Genomic DNA, 17,496 nt, shown 5'->3' on the forward strand with positions numbered 1-17,496 from the left:
CATGAAAAAGACCCTTCAAATTGCCAATGGCGTGGCATTAGTATCTACGATTATTGTCAATTATCTTTCTAATACGGGATTACTTAACGGTAGGACGATTGGTGATATATCGGATAATATCCGTTCGTTATTTACGCCAGCAGGTTACACCTTCGCTATTTGGGGTATTATTTATTTGATGCTTTTTGCCTTTGCTATTTACCAAGGTCGAAGTCTATTCGTTAAAGTGAAAAACGATGATTTTGTGCTAAAAACGGGTTGGTGGTTTGTTCTTTCTTGTATGTTTAATTCGTCTTGGGTTTTTGCGTGGTTGTATGGTTATACGGGGCTCTCTTGTGTTTTTATTTTCTTACTGCTTTTGAGCCTGTTTAAAATTGTAATCAATAACCGAATGGAATTAGACGATGTTCGTTTTCCTGTTATAGCCTTTGTTTGGTGGCCATTTGTGATTTATAGTGGTTGGGTTACGGTTGCGAGTATTGCCAATGTATCAAGCTATTTGGTTAAAATTAATTGGGATGGTTTTGGGCTATCACCAGATGTTTGGACCATCATCATGATTATTATTGCAAGCCTTATAAATATTTATATGGTGTACAAACGAAATATGCGGGAATTTGCCGTTGTCGGTGCTTGGGCACTTATCGGGATTGGTCAGGCTAATGCCAATAACCATCAAACCATAATGGTGCTGTGCTATGTCTGTGCTGTAATTTTATTAATTACGGTCGCTGTTCATGGGTTTAAGAATTTTTCGACCAACCCGTTTATAAAGTTTCAACAGTGGCGGAATGAATAGTTCCTACAAATCATTAGAGCGAAAAAATTAACTGTACCTTTGCCATTCACAAGTCGATAACACATTTTGCGACTTATTAATAACCATCTATGTCATTTCAAAATTTGGGGCTTTCTGCTCCAATATTAAAAGCCATCTCAAAACAAGGCTATACAGAACCTTCACCAATCCAAGCAAAAGCCATTCCGCCCATTTTAGATGGAAACGATGTTCTGGCTTCAGCCCAAACAGGAACCGGAAAAACAGCAGGATTTACCTTGCCTTTATTACATCATCTTTCCACGACACAAGGTCAAGGCTATAAAGCTGTGCGTGCATTGATTTTAACTCCAACGCGTGAATTAGCCGCTCAAGTCCACGCCAACGTCAAAGCCTATAGTGAATTCTTAGATGTAACGTCGGCGGTAATATTTGGTGGCGTTAATCAGAATCCTCAAGTTAAGAAACTAAAAGCTGGGGTGGATGTACTCATTGCAACGCCAGGCCGATTGATAGATTTGGAGAATCAAGGCTTGTTATCATTAAGGCATGTGGAAATATTTGTGTTGGATGAAGCCGACCGTATGCTAGATATGGGGTTTTTAAGGGATATTGAACGTATTATGAATCTAATTCCCGCGAAACGGCAGAATCTGATGTTTTCGGCGACGTTTTCTAAAGACATCAAAAAATTGGCTTTCAAAATTTTGAATGACCCAATTCAAGTTGAAGCGACTCCCGAAAATACAGCAGTGGAAATCATCGACCAACAGGTGTATCGCGTTGCCAAGACTAAAAAGACAGGATTGATTATAAAACTTATTTCTGAAGGTAATTGGCAACAGGTTTTAGTATTTACCCGAACGAAGCACGGAGCAAACCGTTTGACTAAAAAAATGGTATCGGCTGGGATAACCGCAGCGGCTATTCACGGCAATAAAAGTCAGGGGGCAAGAACCAAGGCTTTGGATGGATTTAAGAAAGGACGCATTAGAGTTTTGGTAGCCACCGACATTGCGGCGAGAGGTTTAGATATTCCATTATTGCCACACGTTATAAATTTTGAATTGCCCAACATCTCCGAAGACTATGTTCACCGAATTGGAAGAACAGGGCGCGCCGGCGCAAGTGGGAAAGCCATTTCTTTGGTAAGTGCCGATGAGACTTCATTTTTAAGAGGGATAGAAAAACTAATTGACCAAAGGATTCCGGTAGAGATTATTGAAGGGTTTGAACCAGACCCCGATGCGTCCACGGAACCGATTAAGCCTGGGCAGAATAGACAAGGTAACCAAGGCAGGAGGAAGAATTCGGATTCAAGAAACTCAGGAGGTGGAAACAGTCAAAAGTCGAAGCCAAGACGGAACAGGAATCGTAATCGTAATCGATAAATAAGACTGGTGATAAAAGGTAAATGTATAAGATTTTGTTTTTCTAAAATTTCGGCAAACCGTCATTTCAACAGATAAATAATGTCACAACCTAACAATCCTTTACATGGCGTTAAATTAGAACAAATCATCAACGAGTTGGTGGCGCATTACGGTTGGGAATATATGGGCTATCAAATTAATATTAGGTGTTTCACTCATAACCCATCAGTAAAATCGAGTTTAAAGTTTTTGAGACGCACTCCTTGGGCAAGAGACAAAGTAGAAGAGATGTATCTAAATATGATACAAAAACGCCTATTCAAAGGAAATGAATAGGCGTTATTACAGAATTATTAAACAGTTATTGTTTATTCTGTTGTTTTTTGATGGTCGCTTTATCAATATCAAATTCGTTAGTCTTTTGATTGACATTTGCCGTTAAGTTCGTAGGATTGGTTTGTTCCTTTGTTCTCTTAAATTTCTTTTTATCTTCAATAATTCCCATAGTATTTTAATTTTTTAGATTCAAAATCAATATACGCAGAAACGAGTATGTACGCTTGTTCTAAACCATTGAAGATTGACGCAAAGCATTTTAGGCACAAGTTAATGTCCCAAAAAAGGTTTAACGAAGCGGTCTAAATTCGCAACCCCATGTTCAGTGACATGTTTTATAAACGCACTTCCGATGATAGCACCTTTAGCGTGCTTAGTCGCCTGAGTAAAAGTCTCATGGTTGGAAATGCCAAAGCCAACAATTTGAGGGTTCTTAAGATTCATGTTTGTGATGCGCGAAAAATAATCCGATTGCTCATTACCAAAACCAGATGTGGCACCAGTAGTACTCGCTGAACTTACCATGTAGATAAATCCGTTTGAAACTGAATCGATATAACGAATGCGCTCTTCGGAGGTTTGTGGCGTAATCAAAAGGACATTGATAAGACCGTATTTTTCGAAGATTAATTTGTAGTCTTCATGATAAACATCTACCGGTAAATCAGGAATAATTAATCCGTCTATGCCAATCTCTTGACATTTTTTACAGAACGCTTCCACACCATATTGTAACATAGGATTAAAATAGCCCATGATAAGAAGTGGGATGGAGACCGTTTCCCGAATATCTTTTAACTGGTTGAACAGCACTTCTGTAGTCATGCCATTTTTTAGGGCTTTTGTAGAACTATCTTGTATGGTTGGTCCATCTGCCAAAGGGTCGCTAAACGGTAAGCCAATTTCTATCATATCAACACCGCTTTTCTCCAAATTTTGAATGGTTGTTACTGTATCATCAATAGTTGGGTAACCTGCCGTAAAATAGATAGAGAGCAGTTTTTTATCTTCTTGTAATTTTTTATTTATTCTGTTCATATTTATTTCCCGTGGAAACGGGAATCTCTTTAAGTTGTATTTTGATTTGTAAGATGCTGAATCTAGTTCAGCATTTGAGCTAAAGCTCAAAATAATCTATATAATTCTGTAAATCCTTATCGCCTCGTCCAGAAAGATTAAGTACTATGATGTCGTCTGGCTTGAAGGCTTTGTGCTCAAAAACGGCCAAGGCGTGGGAGGTCTCAATGGCAGGAATGATACCTTCCAGTTGTGTGAGTTGCAATCCAGCGGTCATAGCATCATCGTCGGTGATAGAAATGAATTCGGCACGTCCAGTTTTATACAAATTGGCATGCATTGGGCCAACGCCAGGATAATCCAGTCCCGCAGAAATGGAGTAGGGTTCGGTAATTTGCCCATCATTAGTTTGCATCAATAATGTTTTACTCCCGTGGATGATACCTTCCTTACCCAAAGCAGAAGTAGCGGCACTTTCGCCAGAATGCACGCCTTTGCCAGCGGCCTCCACGGCGATGATGTTGACATCCATATCATCTAAATAATGATAGTAGGTGCCAGCGGCGTTACTGCCACCGCCCACGCAGGCAATAACGTAATCTGGTTTTGTTGTGCCTTCTTTTTCTTGGAGTTGCCATTGAATTTCTTCAGATACCACAGCCTGAAATTTTGCTACCATATCTGGATACGGATGTGGGCCGACTACGCTACCTATTATGTAATGGGTGTCTATGGGATTGTTAATCCAATCTCTGATGGCTTCGTTGGTAGCATCTTTTAGCGTACGACTTCCAGATAAGGCAGGCACTACTTTAGCACCTAGCATTTTCATACGGGCGACGTTCGGGGCTTGTCTGGCAATGTCTATTTCACCCATGTATACAATACATTCTATCCCCATTAATGCACAAACGGTTGCCGTGGCTACGCCGTGTTGTCCGGCACCTGTTTCGGCTATGATTCTGGTTTTACCTAGACGCTTTGCCATTAATATTTGACCTATAGTGTTATTGACCTTGTGCGCGCCAGTATGATTTAAATCTTCGCGCTTTAGGTATATTTTGGTGTTGTATTTTTCAGAAAGGCGCTTTGCAAAATATAGCGGTGAAGGTCGTCCCACATAGTCTTTTAAAAGCTGATTGAACTCTTCTTTAAATGAAGGTTCATTCATAATCTTAAGATAATTTTGGCGTAATTCTTCTACATTAGGGTAGAGCATTTCTGGGATGTATGCGCCTCCGAAATCACCGTAGTAACCTTTGTCGTTAATGTTGTATGTCATGTTTGAATTTTTCTAATTCTTCAATATGTTTTAAACCAGGTTCAATTTCAAACTTACTGTTAACGTCAATGGCGTAGCAGTATTTCGATGCTGGACTATTTTGAAATTCTTTCAGTTTATTCGTGGTTTCCAATCCAATACCACCACTTAAAAAATATGGTGTTTTGGATGGATAATCGTTTAGGACTTTCCAATCGAAGGTAAAGCCATTTCCGCCTGGAAGTTGCCCTTTTGTGTCGAAAAGAAAGTAATCAACGATACCTTCGTAGGGTTGTATTGCTTCAAAATTGAAGTGGTCTTTGATGCTAAATACCTTTATCAATTCTATTGCACTTCGACTGCGCTCAGTGTGACAGTGTTCTAAGATTGAAATCTTTAATTTCTTACAGAATTCAGCAGATTCTTCGCCATGTAATTGCACGGCTTGCAATTCGTGTTTTTTAATTAAATCAATGACCAAATCCATTTCCTCGTTCACAAAAACGCCTGTTTTTTTAATAGATTTTGAAACACTTGGAATCTGTCCATCAAAATATCTTGATGATTTATCATAGAAAATAAAACCCATATAATCGGGTTGAAGCCAGGAGAGCGCTTCAATATTATCTCGATATTTCATACCACAGACTTTTAGTTTCATGCTTCTAGCTGTTTAATGAATTGACTCGCTGATTCTCCAGGATTATCCGTTTTCATAAAACTCTCACCAATCAAAAAGCCTTGGTAGCCGTAGGGTTGTAACTCTTTTATGGCGTCGACAGAGCTAATCCCACTTTCGGAGACTTTTACAAAGCCATTGGGGATTAATTCGCTCAACTGCTTTGAGGTATTCAAACTGACGTCGAAGGTTTTTAGATTCCTGTTATTAACGCCGAGCATGTCTAAAGATGACATGATGGATTTCTGTAGTTCTTCTTCGTTGTGGACTTCTAAAAGAACATCGAGATGTAGTGACTTAGCCAATTCTGAAAACTGCTTTATCTCATATCTAGTTAAAATTGAAGCTATCAGAAGAATTACATCAGCACCATAGGCTTTGGCTTCCAAAATTTGATACTCGTCGATGATGAATTCCTTACGTAATAAGGGCAAGTTGCAACTAGCTCTTGCCGTTAATAAATCATCTAAGCTTCCTCCGAAATATTTCCCGTCAGTTAACACTGACATGCCACAAACACCAGCATTTTCGTAACCTTTGGCTACGTCTTGTGTATTTAAATTTTGGTTAATGGTCGATTTTGAAGGGGAACGTCTTTTGTGTTCGGCGATAATGCCAGAAGTGCTGTTTTTTAAGCGTTCTGCCAAGGAGATGGTGTCTCTGGCGAATAAGACGGACTTCTCGATCTGGCTTGTTGGAATTAGGGATTTCCTTAAATCAACTTCGTTGCGTTTGTCTTTTACTATTTTGTCTAGTATGGTCATATTAACTTCCTGCGGAAGCAGGAATCTTTTTAATTAATCTAAATTATTCTGTTTTTCTGTTCATTTTGCCTTGATGCAAAACGAACCAAAAAATCACAATCAAAATATAGGGAATTGCTCTCGCACCACTCGCTCTCGGAATTACGTGCTTAAAGCTTCGCTTTGCATCTCCATTCCTTCGCTCATTATTCCTGAATTTTGATGCTTCCGACTAGGTCGGAATTTGGGGGCATTCATATTTGCTTGATTTATTCCCTTTCATTTTGTTTCTACACTCTACACTCTACACTCTACACTCTTTCTTCTAATTACTTAACGACACTAATTTGTCTAAACTCACCTTCGCTCTTCCGCTTAGTAAGGACTCTTTTGCTAATTCAAATCCTTCCTTATGGTTGATTTGTTTTGATGTGGCTATGGCCAATCCGGCGTTAGCACAAACCACATTATTTTGGGCTTCGGTGCCATTTCCTGAAATAACATCCACGAAAATTTTTGATGCCTCCGCTACGGTGTTTCCACCGAATATCTCAGACTGTTTAATGTCTTTTACATTTAAATCTGAAGGCGAAAACAAGGTTTCAGAGGTGTTTGAAATTATTTTTGCTTTTCCTGTTAAGGAAATTTCATCATAGCCATCGAGTGCATGAACAACAGCATAGTTTTTATCGGATTCTTGATAGAGATAGCCGTATAATCGAAGCAATTCCAGATTGAAAACACCTACCATTTGATTTGGTGGAAACGCCGGATTTACCATAGGCCCCAACATATTGAAAAAGGTTTTTACACCAAGCGCACGACGAATTGGTGCTACATTTTTCATGGCAGGGTGGAAGAGTGGTGCGTGTAAAACACAGATGCCGGCTTCGTCTATGCTCCGCTTTAAAAAGTCTTTATCGTTGGAAAATTTTATACCCAAATGCTCCATCACATTTGATGAGCCACATGCCGAAGAAACACCATAATTCCCGTGTTTGGATACATTGACTCCAGCACCAGCCGTAACAAATGAAGCCAGTGTTGAAATGTTAAAGGTGTCTTTGCCGTCTCCACCTGTTCCGCATAAATCGATAGGATTGTAGTCTCCTAAATCTACAGCGATGCATAGTTCTAAAAGCGCGTCTCTAAAACCTCTTAACTCGTCTAAGGTGATGCTACGCATCATATATACTGTGAGAAATGAAGCAATTTGGCTTTCGTTATATTCGCCGTTGGAGATGTTTACCAATACGGATTTTGCCTCCTCGCTGGAGATGCTTTCTTGGTTAATGAGCCTGTTTAATATGTCTTTCATTCCTATCCCTAACCCTTTCCTGAGGAAAGGGAACTGTTTTGGTTATTATTTCATTTTACTACCAACTAATCAACTCTCCAGCCAATTCTTCAAAATCTGTTTACCGTTTGGAGTTAATACCGATTCTGGATGGTATTGAACGCCTTTAACATCATAAACTTTATGCCTTAAAGACATGATTTGTCCGTTCTCATCATAAGATGTGGCTTCTAAACTATCGGGCAAATTGGTATCGACAACCCATGAGTGGTAGCGTCCGACTTCAATTGTTTCATTCATATTATTGAATAAAGATTCATCATTGACGCATTGTCTTACTGTGGTTGATACGCCGTGATATACCGTATCTAAATTTTTCAAAGTGCCTCCGAAGACTTCACCAATGGCTTGTTGGCCAAGGCATACACCTAAAATACTTTTTATTGGTGCATATTCTCGGATTATTGATTTAAGGAGTCCAGCTTCATCTGGAATCCCAGGTCCCGGTGACAAGACGATTTTTTCGAATGGCCGAACGTCTTCAAGTGTTAGCTTGTCGTTTCGTTTTACTGTCACTTCGCAATCTAGTTCCTCTAGGTAGTGGACAAGGTTGTAGGTGAAACTGTCGTAATTGTCTATAACTAGTACTTTTTTCATAAGCCTTTCCTTACTCCTTTCCTAAGGAAAGGAAAATGTTACGGGTTAAAATTTTATTTATTGTTTTCAAAATAATCTAATTTTTTACTGAACACTGAACACTGAACACTGAACACTGAACACTGAACACTGAACACTGAACACTGAACACTGAACACTGAACACTGAACACTGAACACTGAATACTGAACACTGAACACTGAACACTATATCTCCTCCGCCATTGTAATCGCCTTTGTCAATGCGCCGAGTTTGTTGTATACTTCTTGCAATTCGCTTTCGGGTTTTGATTTGGCGACCAATCCTGCGCCAGCCTGCCAATAGAGTTTGTGGTTTTTGCTTAGGAAAGTCCTAATCATGATGGCATGATTGAAGTTGCCTTTAAAATCCATAAATCCTATAGCGCCCCCGTAGAAACTTCGACTTGTTTTTTCGTATTGTTCTATGAGTTGCATGGCTCTGTGCTTTGGGGCACCGCTTAAAGTTCCCGCAGGGAAGGTATCAGCCACCACTTGCATAGTTGGTGTATGCTCGTGCTTTTTTCCTACAACTTTACTCACCAAATGAATAACGTGCGAGAAAAACTGTACCTCGCGGTAAGTTTCAACCTTCACATCGCTCCCGTGTCTACTTAAGTCGTTTCGTGCTAAATCCACTAACATCACATGCTCACTATTCTCCTTGTCGTCTTTAACTAAAGCTTCGGCAGATTCTGCATCTTTTAAGTCATTGCCTGTGCGTTTAAATGTTCCTGCAATTGGGTGAATTTCCGCACTTCCCTTGTTCACAATCAATTGTGCTTCGGGTGAGCTTCCAAAAATCTTGTAATTCCCATAATCGAAATAAAAGAGGTATGGTGAAGGGTTGATACTTCTTAATGCGCGATAGACATTAAATTCATCGCCCTTAAACTCTTGCGAAAAGCGTTTAGATAATACCAATTGAAACACGTCGCCTCGTGCACAGTGTTTTTTGGCGAGTTCTACGTGTTGCTTGTAGTCGTCATCAGATAAGTTAGAATCAATTTTCGATGTTGTCTTAAAATTATATTGTGCGTATTGTTTAGTCTGAATGAGTTGTTTTAGTTGTTCGCAATTGTGCTTGCCATTTAGCGTATGCGAAAAGATATAAGCTTCATTCTTGTAGTGGCTAATTGCAATAACATTTTGATAAACGGCATAATAGATATCTGGAATATCAATAGAATTCGGTTTTTTCGAAATTTCAATATCTTCAAAATAACGCACCGCATCGTAATTGGTGTAGCCAAAAATCCCATTGGTAATGAATTTGAAATCTTCGTTGACGTCTGAATTAAATCGAGTTGAAAAATTATGAATCGCTTCGGTAACATTGTTTGGCGTGGCTTCTTCCGAAGACATTTCGCCATCAGGAAACTGCTGTGTAATAACATCGTTAGTGACGTTAATGGACGCAATGGGATTACAACAGATGTATGAAAAACTATTGTCATTGGCGCGGTAATCGCTGTTTTCCAATAAAATACTATTGGGGAAAACGTCACGTATTTTCAAATAAATATTGACAGGCGTAATGTGGTCTGCCAGCATTTTGGTGTAGTCGGTTTTTAAATGGTATGTAGTCATAAAGACGATTAAAATAAAAAAAGGCCTGTCGTGAATGACAAGCCTTTTTGATATGTTTTCACACAATGGACTATTTCACGAAACTTTCGTTAGTAAAATTCCACCACCATGTTTTGTTTGTTTGCATTGTTTTAAATATAGCTCAAATATAGAGAGGATAAAATTGAATTCAAAAGAGTTTTAAAAAAAAGATTCCCGAGCGGACTATAGGGCAATCGTTTCGGGAATCATAGAGCCTTTATGTGCTATTTCATCAAAAGGAATTTAAAAATAGGGTAACATAAAGGTCAAATTCATCATTAATGGCGCTATTCTTCAAGTTATTGAAGAAGCTTTTAGAGCCGTATCTTACATCGTATTTTGTGCGGTCTATGGATAATTCTGAACTTATGGAATCTTCCGCGACGGTAAGATTAAAGGTTATGGGTTCAGTGATATTTTTTAAGGTGAAATCGCCAATGACCTCATAGCCATTATCGGTTTTAGTGACTTTGGTAAATACCAATTTGGATTTTGGATGTGTCTCAACGCCGAAAAAATCTTCAGACTTCAAATGACCTTCTAGCTTGCCTTTGGATTTGCCATCTAAGTCCGTGACATTGATAGAGGTCATGTCAATGATAAATTCGCCACCTACCAATTCATCATTCTTATATAGAAGCTGACCAGATTCAAAATTGATAGTGCCGTCATGGCTTCCGGTAATTTTATGGCCTTTCCAAATGATGGTGCTCTTGTCGGTATCAATCGTTTTATTTTGGGCCGAAAGCGTATTCAGACTAAAAGACACAAAAAGTATCAGAGGGATTATGTTTTGGACTATTTTAAACATTGAGCTTTGCAAGTAATTTGTTTAACTGTCTGATTTCTTTGTCGTTAAGATTTTCGGTTACTTTCATTTCGGCTTTATCAATCAGCGGGTCGAGGGTTTTGAGAACTTCTAAGCCTTTTGCCGTGATGGAAACATCAACCTTTCTGCGATTGCTCTTGGATGGTTTACGCTTTGTAAATGACTTGTCAATGAGTTTATCTACAAGACGTGTTGTATTGCTAGATTTGGCGACCATTCTTTCGTTAATGTCTTGTAAATTCAAAGGTTTTCCGTTTTGTCCTCTTAAAATCCGAAGAACATTAAACTGCTCAATGGACAAATCGTAAGGTTTTAATTGCTCGGTTAGCGCTTCTTTAATTCCCATGTTTGAAAACAATATATGAACCACAGCAGACTTACTGTCGTTAATATCGCTAGTCAATTTTAATCTGTCCTTCAATTGTTTCATATACAATTGTTGTATATACAAACATAGGGTTCAAGTCATTGATATCCAAATTAATGTTATGTTAAATTGAAACGTTTTTAATGGCTCTTACTTAATTTTGAAATATGAAATATGTATTACTTATAATCTCAATGTTTCTTTTTAATTGCAACGAGCAAAAAAAAGGGGAGTTTAAGACAGATACCATTGCAAAGTCTGATGTTGAAAATGAAGCAGTCAATACTCAACTGCCTGAAGAACCATTGAACATCGCCGTCCATGATTATGCTGGTTTAAAACCTCTAATAAATAAGAAAGACGACGAACTTCACGTGGTTAATTTTTGGGCCACTTGGTGTGCGCCATGCGTTAAGGAATTGCCTTATTTTGAACAATTACGGGAAGAATACGCTGACCAAAATATTGATATGCTTTTGGTAAGTCTGGATTTTCCTAAACAATACACCACGAGATTGCAACCTTTTTTGGAGAAGCATAATTTAAAATCTGAAGTCGTGGCCTTTGATGATTTGGACCAAAACACGTGGATTCCGGATATCAATGAAAACTGGTCGGGTGCCATCCCTGCAACGATTATTTATAAAGGGAACAAACGAAGGTTCTATGAGCAATCGTTTACCTATGAAGAACTTAAAACTGAAATCGATAAATTTTTAAACTAAATCTCAATCATTATGAAAACATTCAAAATTTTAGTCGCAATATGCGGTTTGGTTATGTTCTCAGCCTTTACAACGTCTGATGTTGCAGATGGCTATAAAGTAGGGGACATCGCTACCGATTTTTCACTAGAAAACATTGACGGGAACATGGTCTCATTGGCTGATTATAAAAACGCCAAAGGCTTCATCGTTATTTTTACTTGTAATACCTGTCCTTACGCTGTTGCTTATGAAGACAGAATTGTGGAGCTCGATAAAAAATATGCTTCAAAAGGGTATCCCGTCATTGCCATTATGCCAAATAATACCGATGTAAAGCCAGGTGATAATATGGATGCCATGAAGGCTAGAGCCAAAGCAAAAGGATTTACCTTTCCGTATTTAATGGATAAGGGACAGAAGATTTACCCGCAATATGGCGCTACAAAAACCCCTCACGTTTACATTTTGGAAAAAACAAAAAAGGGCAATGAAGTGAAATATATTGGTGCCATTGATGATAATTATCAGGATGCAAGTGCTGTAAAAACAAAATATGTTGAGAACGCAGTAGACGCTCTTTTAGGTGGAGGAGATGTACCGTTAACCGAAACTCGCGCCATAGGTTGCTCCATAAAAGTGAAGTAATTTCATAAAAAAATCAAAGAAATTTGAATCCGAAGTGTAACGCTTCGGATTTTTTTTCGTCTATATCATAAGGAAATGTTAATTTTGTAAAGCAAAATCCTTATTAATGAACGATTTATCACAGCAAGAATGGACAAAACAGCTTAATGAAGCTCATGATGCTGTAATTATTGATGTACGTACTGCTGATGAAGTGGTGGAAGGTATGATTCCAGAAGCCTTACATATTGACATTTTTAAAGGTCAAGGGTTTGTTGATGAGATAAACGAATTGGATAAGACCAAATCCTATTTTGTGTATTGTAAATCTGGTGGACGAAGCGGACAAGCCTGTGCGGTAATGTCGCAGTTGGGTTTTGAAAAAGCTTACAATTTGGTCGGTGGATTTACGGAATGGCAAGGCGACAGCGTTTTGCCCTAGTACAAAAGTCTCAGTCAAACAGTCGCAGTTGGCAGTAGAATGTTTGAGTTACATAATTGAGCTGAGAATTAATTGATAATGTCTTTAGTAACTTAAAGAGCAAAAGGGAAAGACCCTGATTTCGACATAGTCGGAAGCATCAAAATTCAGGAATAGTGAACGAAGAAATGTAGATGCGAAGCGAAGCTTCAAGCACGAAATTTCGAGAGTGAGCGGTGCTTTAGCAATTCCCTAATTTTGATTGTGATTTTTTGGTTCGTTTTGCATCAAGGCAAAATGAACTATATAAAACAGATATTAATCACTAAAAACTGTCCTCTTTTCGGGGAAATGAATATGAAAAAAATAGTCTTCTCAATTTTAGGTATAGCGATGCTAGTAGTTACAAGCTGTATCAACGAAAAAAGTTTAGCTTCCGAAGTAAAATTAGTCACACCTGAAGAAATGGAAAGCATCCTTGAACTTGAGGATGTTCAGTTGGTGGATGTACGTACGCCAGACGAATATGCCCAAGACCACATTGAAAGTGCCCAAAATATAGATTTCAGCTCGCCAACGTTTGATGATGATATCGCTAAGCTCGATAAATCCAAACCAGTCGTCTTGTACTGCAAAGCTGGTGGGCGAAGTGCCAAATGCGTCAAAAAAATGGAACAAGCAGGGTTCCAAAAAATCTATGACCTTAAAGGTGGTATCTCTACTTGGAAACATTACAACTCGTCAAAGCAGGAAAAGAAGTCCTAGGGAGTTGGCAGTCTCAGTTTTCAGTCATAGCCTAAGTTTAGTTTTGCGTAAAGCGAAATCAGTAAACCTAAATCAGAGACGAATTTCACATTACACTCTAAACCTCACACTTTACATTAATCCCCTAAATAACCCAATAACTAATTAACCCCTTATACAGGGTTTTCATAAGGTTTTTATAAATTAGGCGACATAAAACCGTAAATATGTTTGCAAATTTTACATTTGTCATTCAAGCCTAAACCAATGCTAAAACAATTATATCTCGCAGTACTCTTTTGTACGGCTATTTCTGCCCTAAGTTTTGCACAGATTCTCGAACCTGTAAAATGGAAAGGCTCTGCCAACAAAATTTCCGATACAGAATATGAGTTAGTGTTTACGGCTACCATTGACGATGGTTGGGCCATTTACTCCCAGAAGGATTTAGGTGGATTTGCACCACAAACCTTATTTGAGTTTGAGAAGGAAGCTGGAAAATATGAGCTCATTGGAGAAACCTCAGAACCGCAGGTAGCACCTAAGTTTGATGAGATTTTTCAAGAAGACGTTATAAAGTTCAAGAAGCAAGCGGTATTTAGGCAACGCATAAGATTACTTGATGAGACTCTTAATATCGTAAAGGCTTATGTAGAATATCAAACTTGCGATGATGCCAAATGTATTCCAGGAGATTTTGACTTTAATATCGCCTTAGACGGCTCCAAATTTGCTATTGAAGCGGTAGAACTCGATGAGCGAAGTAGGGCGCTTTCAGAGGCTCTAAATCTTAATATAAAGGGGAAAGACAAGTACGAAGCCACAGTTAATGTTGAGGAAAAAACAAGTTTAGGCATTTTCTTCTTGGGCTTTTTAGGTGGATTGATTGCCTTGTTGACACCTTGCGTATTCCCTATGATTCCATTGACGGTATCGTTTTTCACCAAAAGTTCAGGTGAGAATAAGAAGGGGGTTTTTAATTCCATCCTTTACGGCGTATTTATCTTTTTAATTTACGCCTTACTGAGTCTGCCATTTCATCTAATTGATTCCCTAGACCCCGAAATTCTCAATAACATTAGTACAAATGTTACGCTTAATATCATTTTCTTTGCTGTTTTCATTGCTTTTGCTTTTTCGTTCTTTGGCTATTATGAATTGACTTTGCCCTCTTCTTGGAGTAATGCCTTAGATTCTAAAGCGAATAAAATCGGTGGTTTTATCGGTATCTTTTTTATGGCATTGACACTGGCCATCGTGTCTTTTTCTTGTACTGGTCCCATTTTAGGGACGCTTTTAGGAAGCTCGCTAACAGCTGATGGTGGCGCAATGCAATTAACGCTTGGGATGAGTGGCTTCGGCTTGGCTCTCGCTTTACCATTTACACTGTTTGCCATGTTCCCTAAGTGGTTAAATACCTTACCGAAATCTGGCGGGTGGTTGAATACCGTGAAAGTAGTTTTAGGTTTTATAGAATTGGCATTGGCCTTAAAATTCCTTTCGAACGCTGACTTGGTCGAGCACTGGGGACTTTTAAAGCGTGAAATATTCATAGGCCTTTGGATTATCATCGGTATTGGATTAGTCTTGTATTTATTTGGAAAGATAAAATTCCCGCACGATGGCCCTCTAAACAAACTCGGTGGTTTCAGAATCACAACAGCCATTTTGTTTTTGGCTTTTGTCATATATCTAATTCCTGGGTTGACCAATACCAAATACGCGAATTTGAAGTTATTGAGTGGTTTCCCGCCACCTTTGTTCTATAGCATTTATGACAAGGATTCTGAATGTCCACTCAACTTAAATTGCTATAAAGATTTAGACGAAGGCATTGCTGTTGCTAAGGCAGAAAATAAGCCTATAATGTTGGATTTTACGGGTTGGGCCTGTGTCAACTGCCGTAAGATGGAAGAACAGGTGTGGAGCACATCTGATGTGTACGATATGTTGTCTGAACAGTATGTGGTCATTTCGCTATATGTTGACGATAATAAGGATTTACCAGAGTCGGAGCAGTTTCAATTTCTACGGCCTAACGGTTCGGCTAAGACCATAAAAAGTATTGGAAATAAGTGGGCGACTTTGCAAACGATAAATTTTGAGAATAACTCACAGCCATTCTATGCTTTACTCAATCATGATATGGAATTACTCAACGCTACAAAAGGCTACACGCCTGATGAAGATGAGTATTACCAATGGTTGTTAGAGGGATTGGGGAATTTTAATAAGAACTAAATTCGTTTATAAACTTCCTCAAACGGAACTCGAAAACGAGGTCCGTAAATGCCTTTTTCGTTTCGGATACCACAGCTAATCACCATATTTATTTCTGCACCTCTCGGAAGATTTAATATCCGTTTTACGCGTAAGGTATCACTACCTTCCATGGGGCAGGTGTCATAACCGATGGCAGCCATACTTACCATAAAATTCTCAGCGGCCAACCCTGCACTTTTATGAGCTACAACACGCATATCGGATGCTCGTACTTGTCGATAAATAGGTCTAAATAAGCCTACAATTTGGAATGTGAAGTATTTTAGATACCCCAATATCCCAAGAAAGTCAGTATATACTGTAGGGATGAGTTTTTTGTAATAATTGGTTGCCATTTTTTTGCGTTTCAGGTCGCGCTCGCTCAAATTCGGTTTGTTATAAACCTTTCCTAAAAATTCAATATTGGCTTTAGCTCTTTGTCTCCAGAGGTCTTTTCGTGCTACTACAACAAGCAGTTGTTTTGCCGTTTTTGCGGCGTTTTGATCCAAACAGGCCTTTGATAGTTGTTTTAATATTTCGGTATCTGTAATATGGTAGAATTCCCAAAGTTGCAGATTACTACTTGTTGGTGCTAGTGATGCGTTATACAGGCATTGTTTGACTTTTTCGGTGTCTATCTCTTGGTCGGTATAAATCCGTGTAGAGCGACGGTAAGCAATAGCTTCGGTAACTGTTTTTTCCATATTTACGTCCTGTGAGAACAGGAATCTCTTTTAAATTCAAATTTAATTTAGCCTAAAAGTAAGTGATAGATTTTATCTCCTACAACATAGCCTAAAGATAATAGCATTGGGTATAATAAAAGCAACCACAAGTAATCCATAAAACGTGTTGCAGAAAAGGCTTTGGTACCATCATCGATAAAGTTGTTAATAGCTTCATACCATGACATGAGCCCCAATTTTGAAGCCAAGCCATTCGCCAAAATAGCAATGATTAATATGAACAAGCCAATAAGGTATAATCTAATCATGAATTATTATTTTCAATTTATAGCACTAAAAAATAAAGGTTTACAATCAAACTACTGTATGCTTTCAAACTAATTTTATTAAAAACAAAAACTATGAAAAATTTGAGTAATAAAGAAGCCGTAGAAAAACTGAGAGATTTGGCTACGGATATCGATTTTGCCATCTTGTCCACCAATTTGGGACAAGCAAAATTTGACGCCACACCGATGAGTACCAAAAAAGTAGATGACGAAGGGAATATTTGGTTTTTAAGCGGAAAGAAGAGTAATCATTACAACTACATCAAGGAAGATAATAAGGTAGCATTGATGTATTCCAAGCCAGGTAATATGTCGTTTATGAACGTCTTTGGAAAAGCCGAAATCGTCAGTGAGCAGTCGGTAATTTCAGAATTATATGGAACTGGTGATGATATGTGGTTTGATGGTGAAAATGACCCAAATATTTGTGCTCTCAAAATAACACCTGATGAAGCTGAATATTGGGAACCAAAACAAAATAAACTGATTTCATTCTTTAAGTTCGGCATCGCAACCATTAAGGGTGAGCAACCCGACTTGAGTCAACACGGTCATATTACCGTATAAAATTATTAATTAACTAAATCTTGTTAGAATAAATCCATGGAAAAATTACTTAGAATCATCGGTGCCGCTTGGGGTGCCAAAAAGATAGGCGGTGGCAAATGCGGTTGCTTTGGAACCATAATTGTATTCATCATCCTGTATTGGTTATTGGGCTATGTCTTTAAAGTGTTTTAAGTTTTTGCCAAACAGCG

At 38.4% G+C, this 17,496-nt stretch carries 22 protein-coding genes; 10 read left to right on the forward strand and 12 right to left on the reverse strand.

What is annotated here, in order from left to right:
• Position 1: 1 nt before the first annotated feature.
• The 3 genes from ACFOSX_RS07345 to ACFOSX_RS07355 all read left to right on the forward strand — a co-directional run bounded on the left by ACFOSX_RS07345 (position 2) and on the right by ACFOSX_RS07355 (position 2,487).
• Positions 2-799: a tryptophan-rich sensory protein gene (locus tag ACFOSX_RS07345; protein WP_386098582.1), complete on the forward strand. Its 798-nt coding sequence runs from the start codon at positions 2-4 to the stop codon at positions 797-799.
• 89 nt (positions 800-888) lie between these two features.
• Positions 889-2,169, forward strand: coding sequence for a DEAD/DEAH box helicase (locus ACFOSX_RS07350; protein ID WP_386098585.1), 1,281 nt, complete (start codon positions 889-891; stop codon positions 2,167-2,169).
• An 81-nt stretch (positions 2,170-2,250) separates the two neighbouring features.
• Positions 2,251-2,487: a VF530 family protein gene (locus tag ACFOSX_RS07355; protein ID WP_386098588.1), complete on the forward strand. Its 237-nt coding sequence runs from the start codon at positions 2,251-2,253 to the stop codon at positions 2,485-2,487.
• A 25-nt stretch (positions 2,488-2,512) separates the two neighbouring features.
• On the opposite strand, the gene ACFOSX_RS07360 is transcribed toward ACFOSX_RS07355, so the two are convergent.
• The 10 genes from ACFOSX_RS07360 to ACFOSX_RS07405 all read right to left on the reverse strand — a co-directional run bounded on the left by ACFOSX_RS07360 (position 2,513) and on the right by ACFOSX_RS07405 (position 11,028).
• On the reverse strand, positions 2,513-2,656 hold the full coding sequence (locus tag ACFOSX_RS07360) for a hypothetical protein (protein ID WP_386098591.1): 144 nt from the start codon (positions 2,654-2,656) through the stop codon (positions 2,513-2,515).
• A gap of 101 nt (positions 2,657-2,757) precedes the next feature.
• Positions 2,758-3,525, reverse strand: a complete 768-nt coding sequence (gene trpA, locus ACFOSX_RS07365) for a tryptophan synthase subunit alpha (RefSeq protein ID WP_386098594.1) — start codon at positions 3,523-3,525, stop codon at positions 2,758-2,760.
• Between the two features lie 79 nt (positions 3,526-3,604).
• A complete protein-coding gene (gene trpB / locus ACFOSX_RS07370) occupies positions 3,605-4,786 on the reverse strand; it encodes a tryptophan synthase subunit beta (protein ID WP_386098597.1) in 1,182 nt (393 codons plus the stop codon).
• Positions 4,770-5,426: a phosphoribosylanthranilate isomerase gene (locus tag ACFOSX_RS07375; RefSeq protein ID WP_386098600.1), complete on the reverse strand. Its 657-nt coding sequence runs from the start codon at positions 5,424-5,426 to the stop codon at positions 4,770-4,772. Before ACFOSX_RS07375 ends, trpB begins: the two co-directional genes overlap by 17 nt.
• On the reverse strand, positions 5,423-6,208 hold the full coding sequence (trpC, locus tag ACFOSX_RS07380; RefSeq protein ID WP_386098603.1) for an indole-3-glycerol phosphate synthase TrpC: 786 nt from the start codon (positions 6,206-6,208) through the stop codon (positions 5,423-5,425). Before trpC ends, ACFOSX_RS07375 begins: the two co-directional genes overlap by 4 nt.
• Before the next feature lie 304 nt (positions 6,209-6,512).
• On the reverse strand, positions 6,513-7,505 hold the full coding sequence (gene trpD, locus ACFOSX_RS07385) for an anthranilate phosphoribosyltransferase (protein WP_386098606.1): 993 nt from the start codon (positions 7,503-7,505) through the stop codon (positions 6,513-6,515).
• Between the two features lie 69 nt (positions 7,506-7,574).
• The gene (locus ACFOSX_RS07390; RefSeq protein WP_386098609.1) at positions 7,575-8,141 is read right to left on the reverse strand and encodes an anthranilate synthase component II; all 567 of its coding nucleotides are present in this window, start codon (positions 8,139-8,141) and stop codon (positions 7,575-7,577) included.
• Positions 8,142-8,347: 206 nt separating this feature from the next.
• Positions 8,348-9,748 (reverse strand): anthranilate synthase component I family protein, encoded by a 1,401-nt coding sequence (locus tag ACFOSX_RS07395; RefSeq protein ID WP_386098612.1) that lies wholly within the window; start codon positions 9,746-9,748, stop codon positions 8,348-8,350.
• Positions 9,749-10,001: 253 nt separating this feature from the next.
• Complete coding sequence (locus ACFOSX_RS07400; RefSeq protein WP_386098615.1) at positions 10,002-10,580, reverse strand: YceI family protein; 579 nt, start codon at positions 10,578-10,580, stop codon at positions 10,002-10,004.
• Complete coding sequence (locus tag ACFOSX_RS07405) at positions 10,573-11,028, reverse strand: MarR family winged helix-turn-helix transcriptional regulator (RefSeq protein ID WP_386098618.1); 456 nt, start codon at positions 11,026-11,028, stop codon at positions 10,573-10,575. Before ACFOSX_RS07405 ends, ACFOSX_RS07400 begins: the two co-directional genes overlap by 8 nt.
• A gap of 104 nt (positions 11,029-11,132) precedes the next feature.
• On the opposite strand from ACFOSX_RS07405, the gene ACFOSX_RS07410 reads away from it, so the two are divergent.
• The 5 genes from ACFOSX_RS07410 to ACFOSX_RS07430 all read left to right on the forward strand — a co-directional run bounded on the left by ACFOSX_RS07410 (position 11,133) and on the right by ACFOSX_RS07430 (position 15,702).
• Positions 11,133-11,690 carry a TlpA family protein disulfide reductase gene (locus ACFOSX_RS07410; protein ID WP_386098621.1) on the forward strand — a complete coding sequence of 186 codons (558 nt, stop codon included), beginning with the start codon at positions 11,133-11,135 and terminating at the stop codon, positions 11,688-11,690.
• Positions 11,691-11,702: 12 nt separating this feature from the next.
• Complete coding sequence (locus ACFOSX_RS07415; RefSeq protein ID WP_386098624.1) at positions 11,703-12,317, forward strand: thioredoxin family protein; 615 nt, start codon at positions 11,703-11,705, stop codon at positions 12,315-12,317.
• A gap of 106 nt (positions 12,318-12,423) precedes the next feature.
• On the forward strand, positions 12,424-12,738 hold the full coding sequence (locus tag ACFOSX_RS07420; RefSeq protein ID WP_386098627.1) for a rhodanese-like domain-containing protein: 315 nt from the start codon (positions 12,424-12,426) through the stop codon (positions 12,736-12,738).
• A gap of 336 nt (positions 12,739-13,074) precedes the next feature.
• Entirely contained in the window at positions 13,075-13,482 is a 408-nt protein-coding gene (locus tag ACFOSX_RS07425; RefSeq protein ID WP_386098630.1) for a rhodanese-like domain-containing protein, read from the forward strand.
• Between the two features lie 246 nt (positions 13,483-13,728).
• Complete coding sequence (locus tag ACFOSX_RS07430; RefSeq protein ID WP_386098633.1) at positions 13,729-15,702, forward strand: protein-disulfide reductase DsbD family protein; 1,974 nt, start codon at positions 13,729-13,731, stop codon at positions 15,700-15,702.
• On the opposite strand, the gene ACFOSX_RS07435 is transcribed toward ACFOSX_RS07430, so the two are convergent.
• Together ACFOSX_RS07435 and ACFOSX_RS07440 are read right to left on the reverse strand one after the other, a co-directional pair.
• Positions 15,699-16,427, reverse strand: a complete 729-nt coding sequence (locus tag ACFOSX_RS07435; protein WP_386098636.1) for a nitroreductase family protein — start codon at positions 16,425-16,427, stop codon at positions 15,699-15,701. The genes ACFOSX_RS07430 and ACFOSX_RS07435 overlap by 4 nt on opposite strands.
• Before the next feature lie 47 nt (positions 16,428-16,474).
• Positions 16,475-16,717 (reverse strand): DUF7672 family protein, encoded by a 243-nt coding sequence (locus tag ACFOSX_RS07440; protein WP_386098639.1) that lies wholly within the window; start codon positions 16,715-16,717, stop codon positions 16,475-16,477.
• A gap of 93 nt (positions 16,718-16,810) precedes the next feature.
• Between ACFOSX_RS07440 and ACFOSX_RS07445 the strand changes: the two genes are divergently transcribed.
• Both ACFOSX_RS07445 and ACFOSX_RS07450 read left to right on the forward strand, forming a co-directional pair.
• Entirely contained in the window at positions 16,811-17,305 is a 495-nt protein-coding gene (locus ACFOSX_RS07445; protein ID WP_386098642.1) for a pyridoxamine 5'-phosphate oxidase family protein, read from the forward strand.
• Positions 17,306-17,341: 36 nt separating this feature from the next.
• Complete coding sequence (locus ACFOSX_RS07450; protein ID WP_386098645.1) at positions 17,342-17,479, forward strand: hypothetical protein; 138 nt, start codon at positions 17,342-17,344, stop codon at positions 17,477-17,479.
• Positions 17,480-17,496 lie beyond the last annotated feature (17 nt).

This window comes from Winogradskyella maritima (genome assembly GCF_042650215.1).
GTDB classification, from domain to species: Bacteria; Bacteroidota; Bacteroidia; order Flavobacteriales; family Flavobacteriaceae; genus Winogradskyella; species Winogradskyella maritima.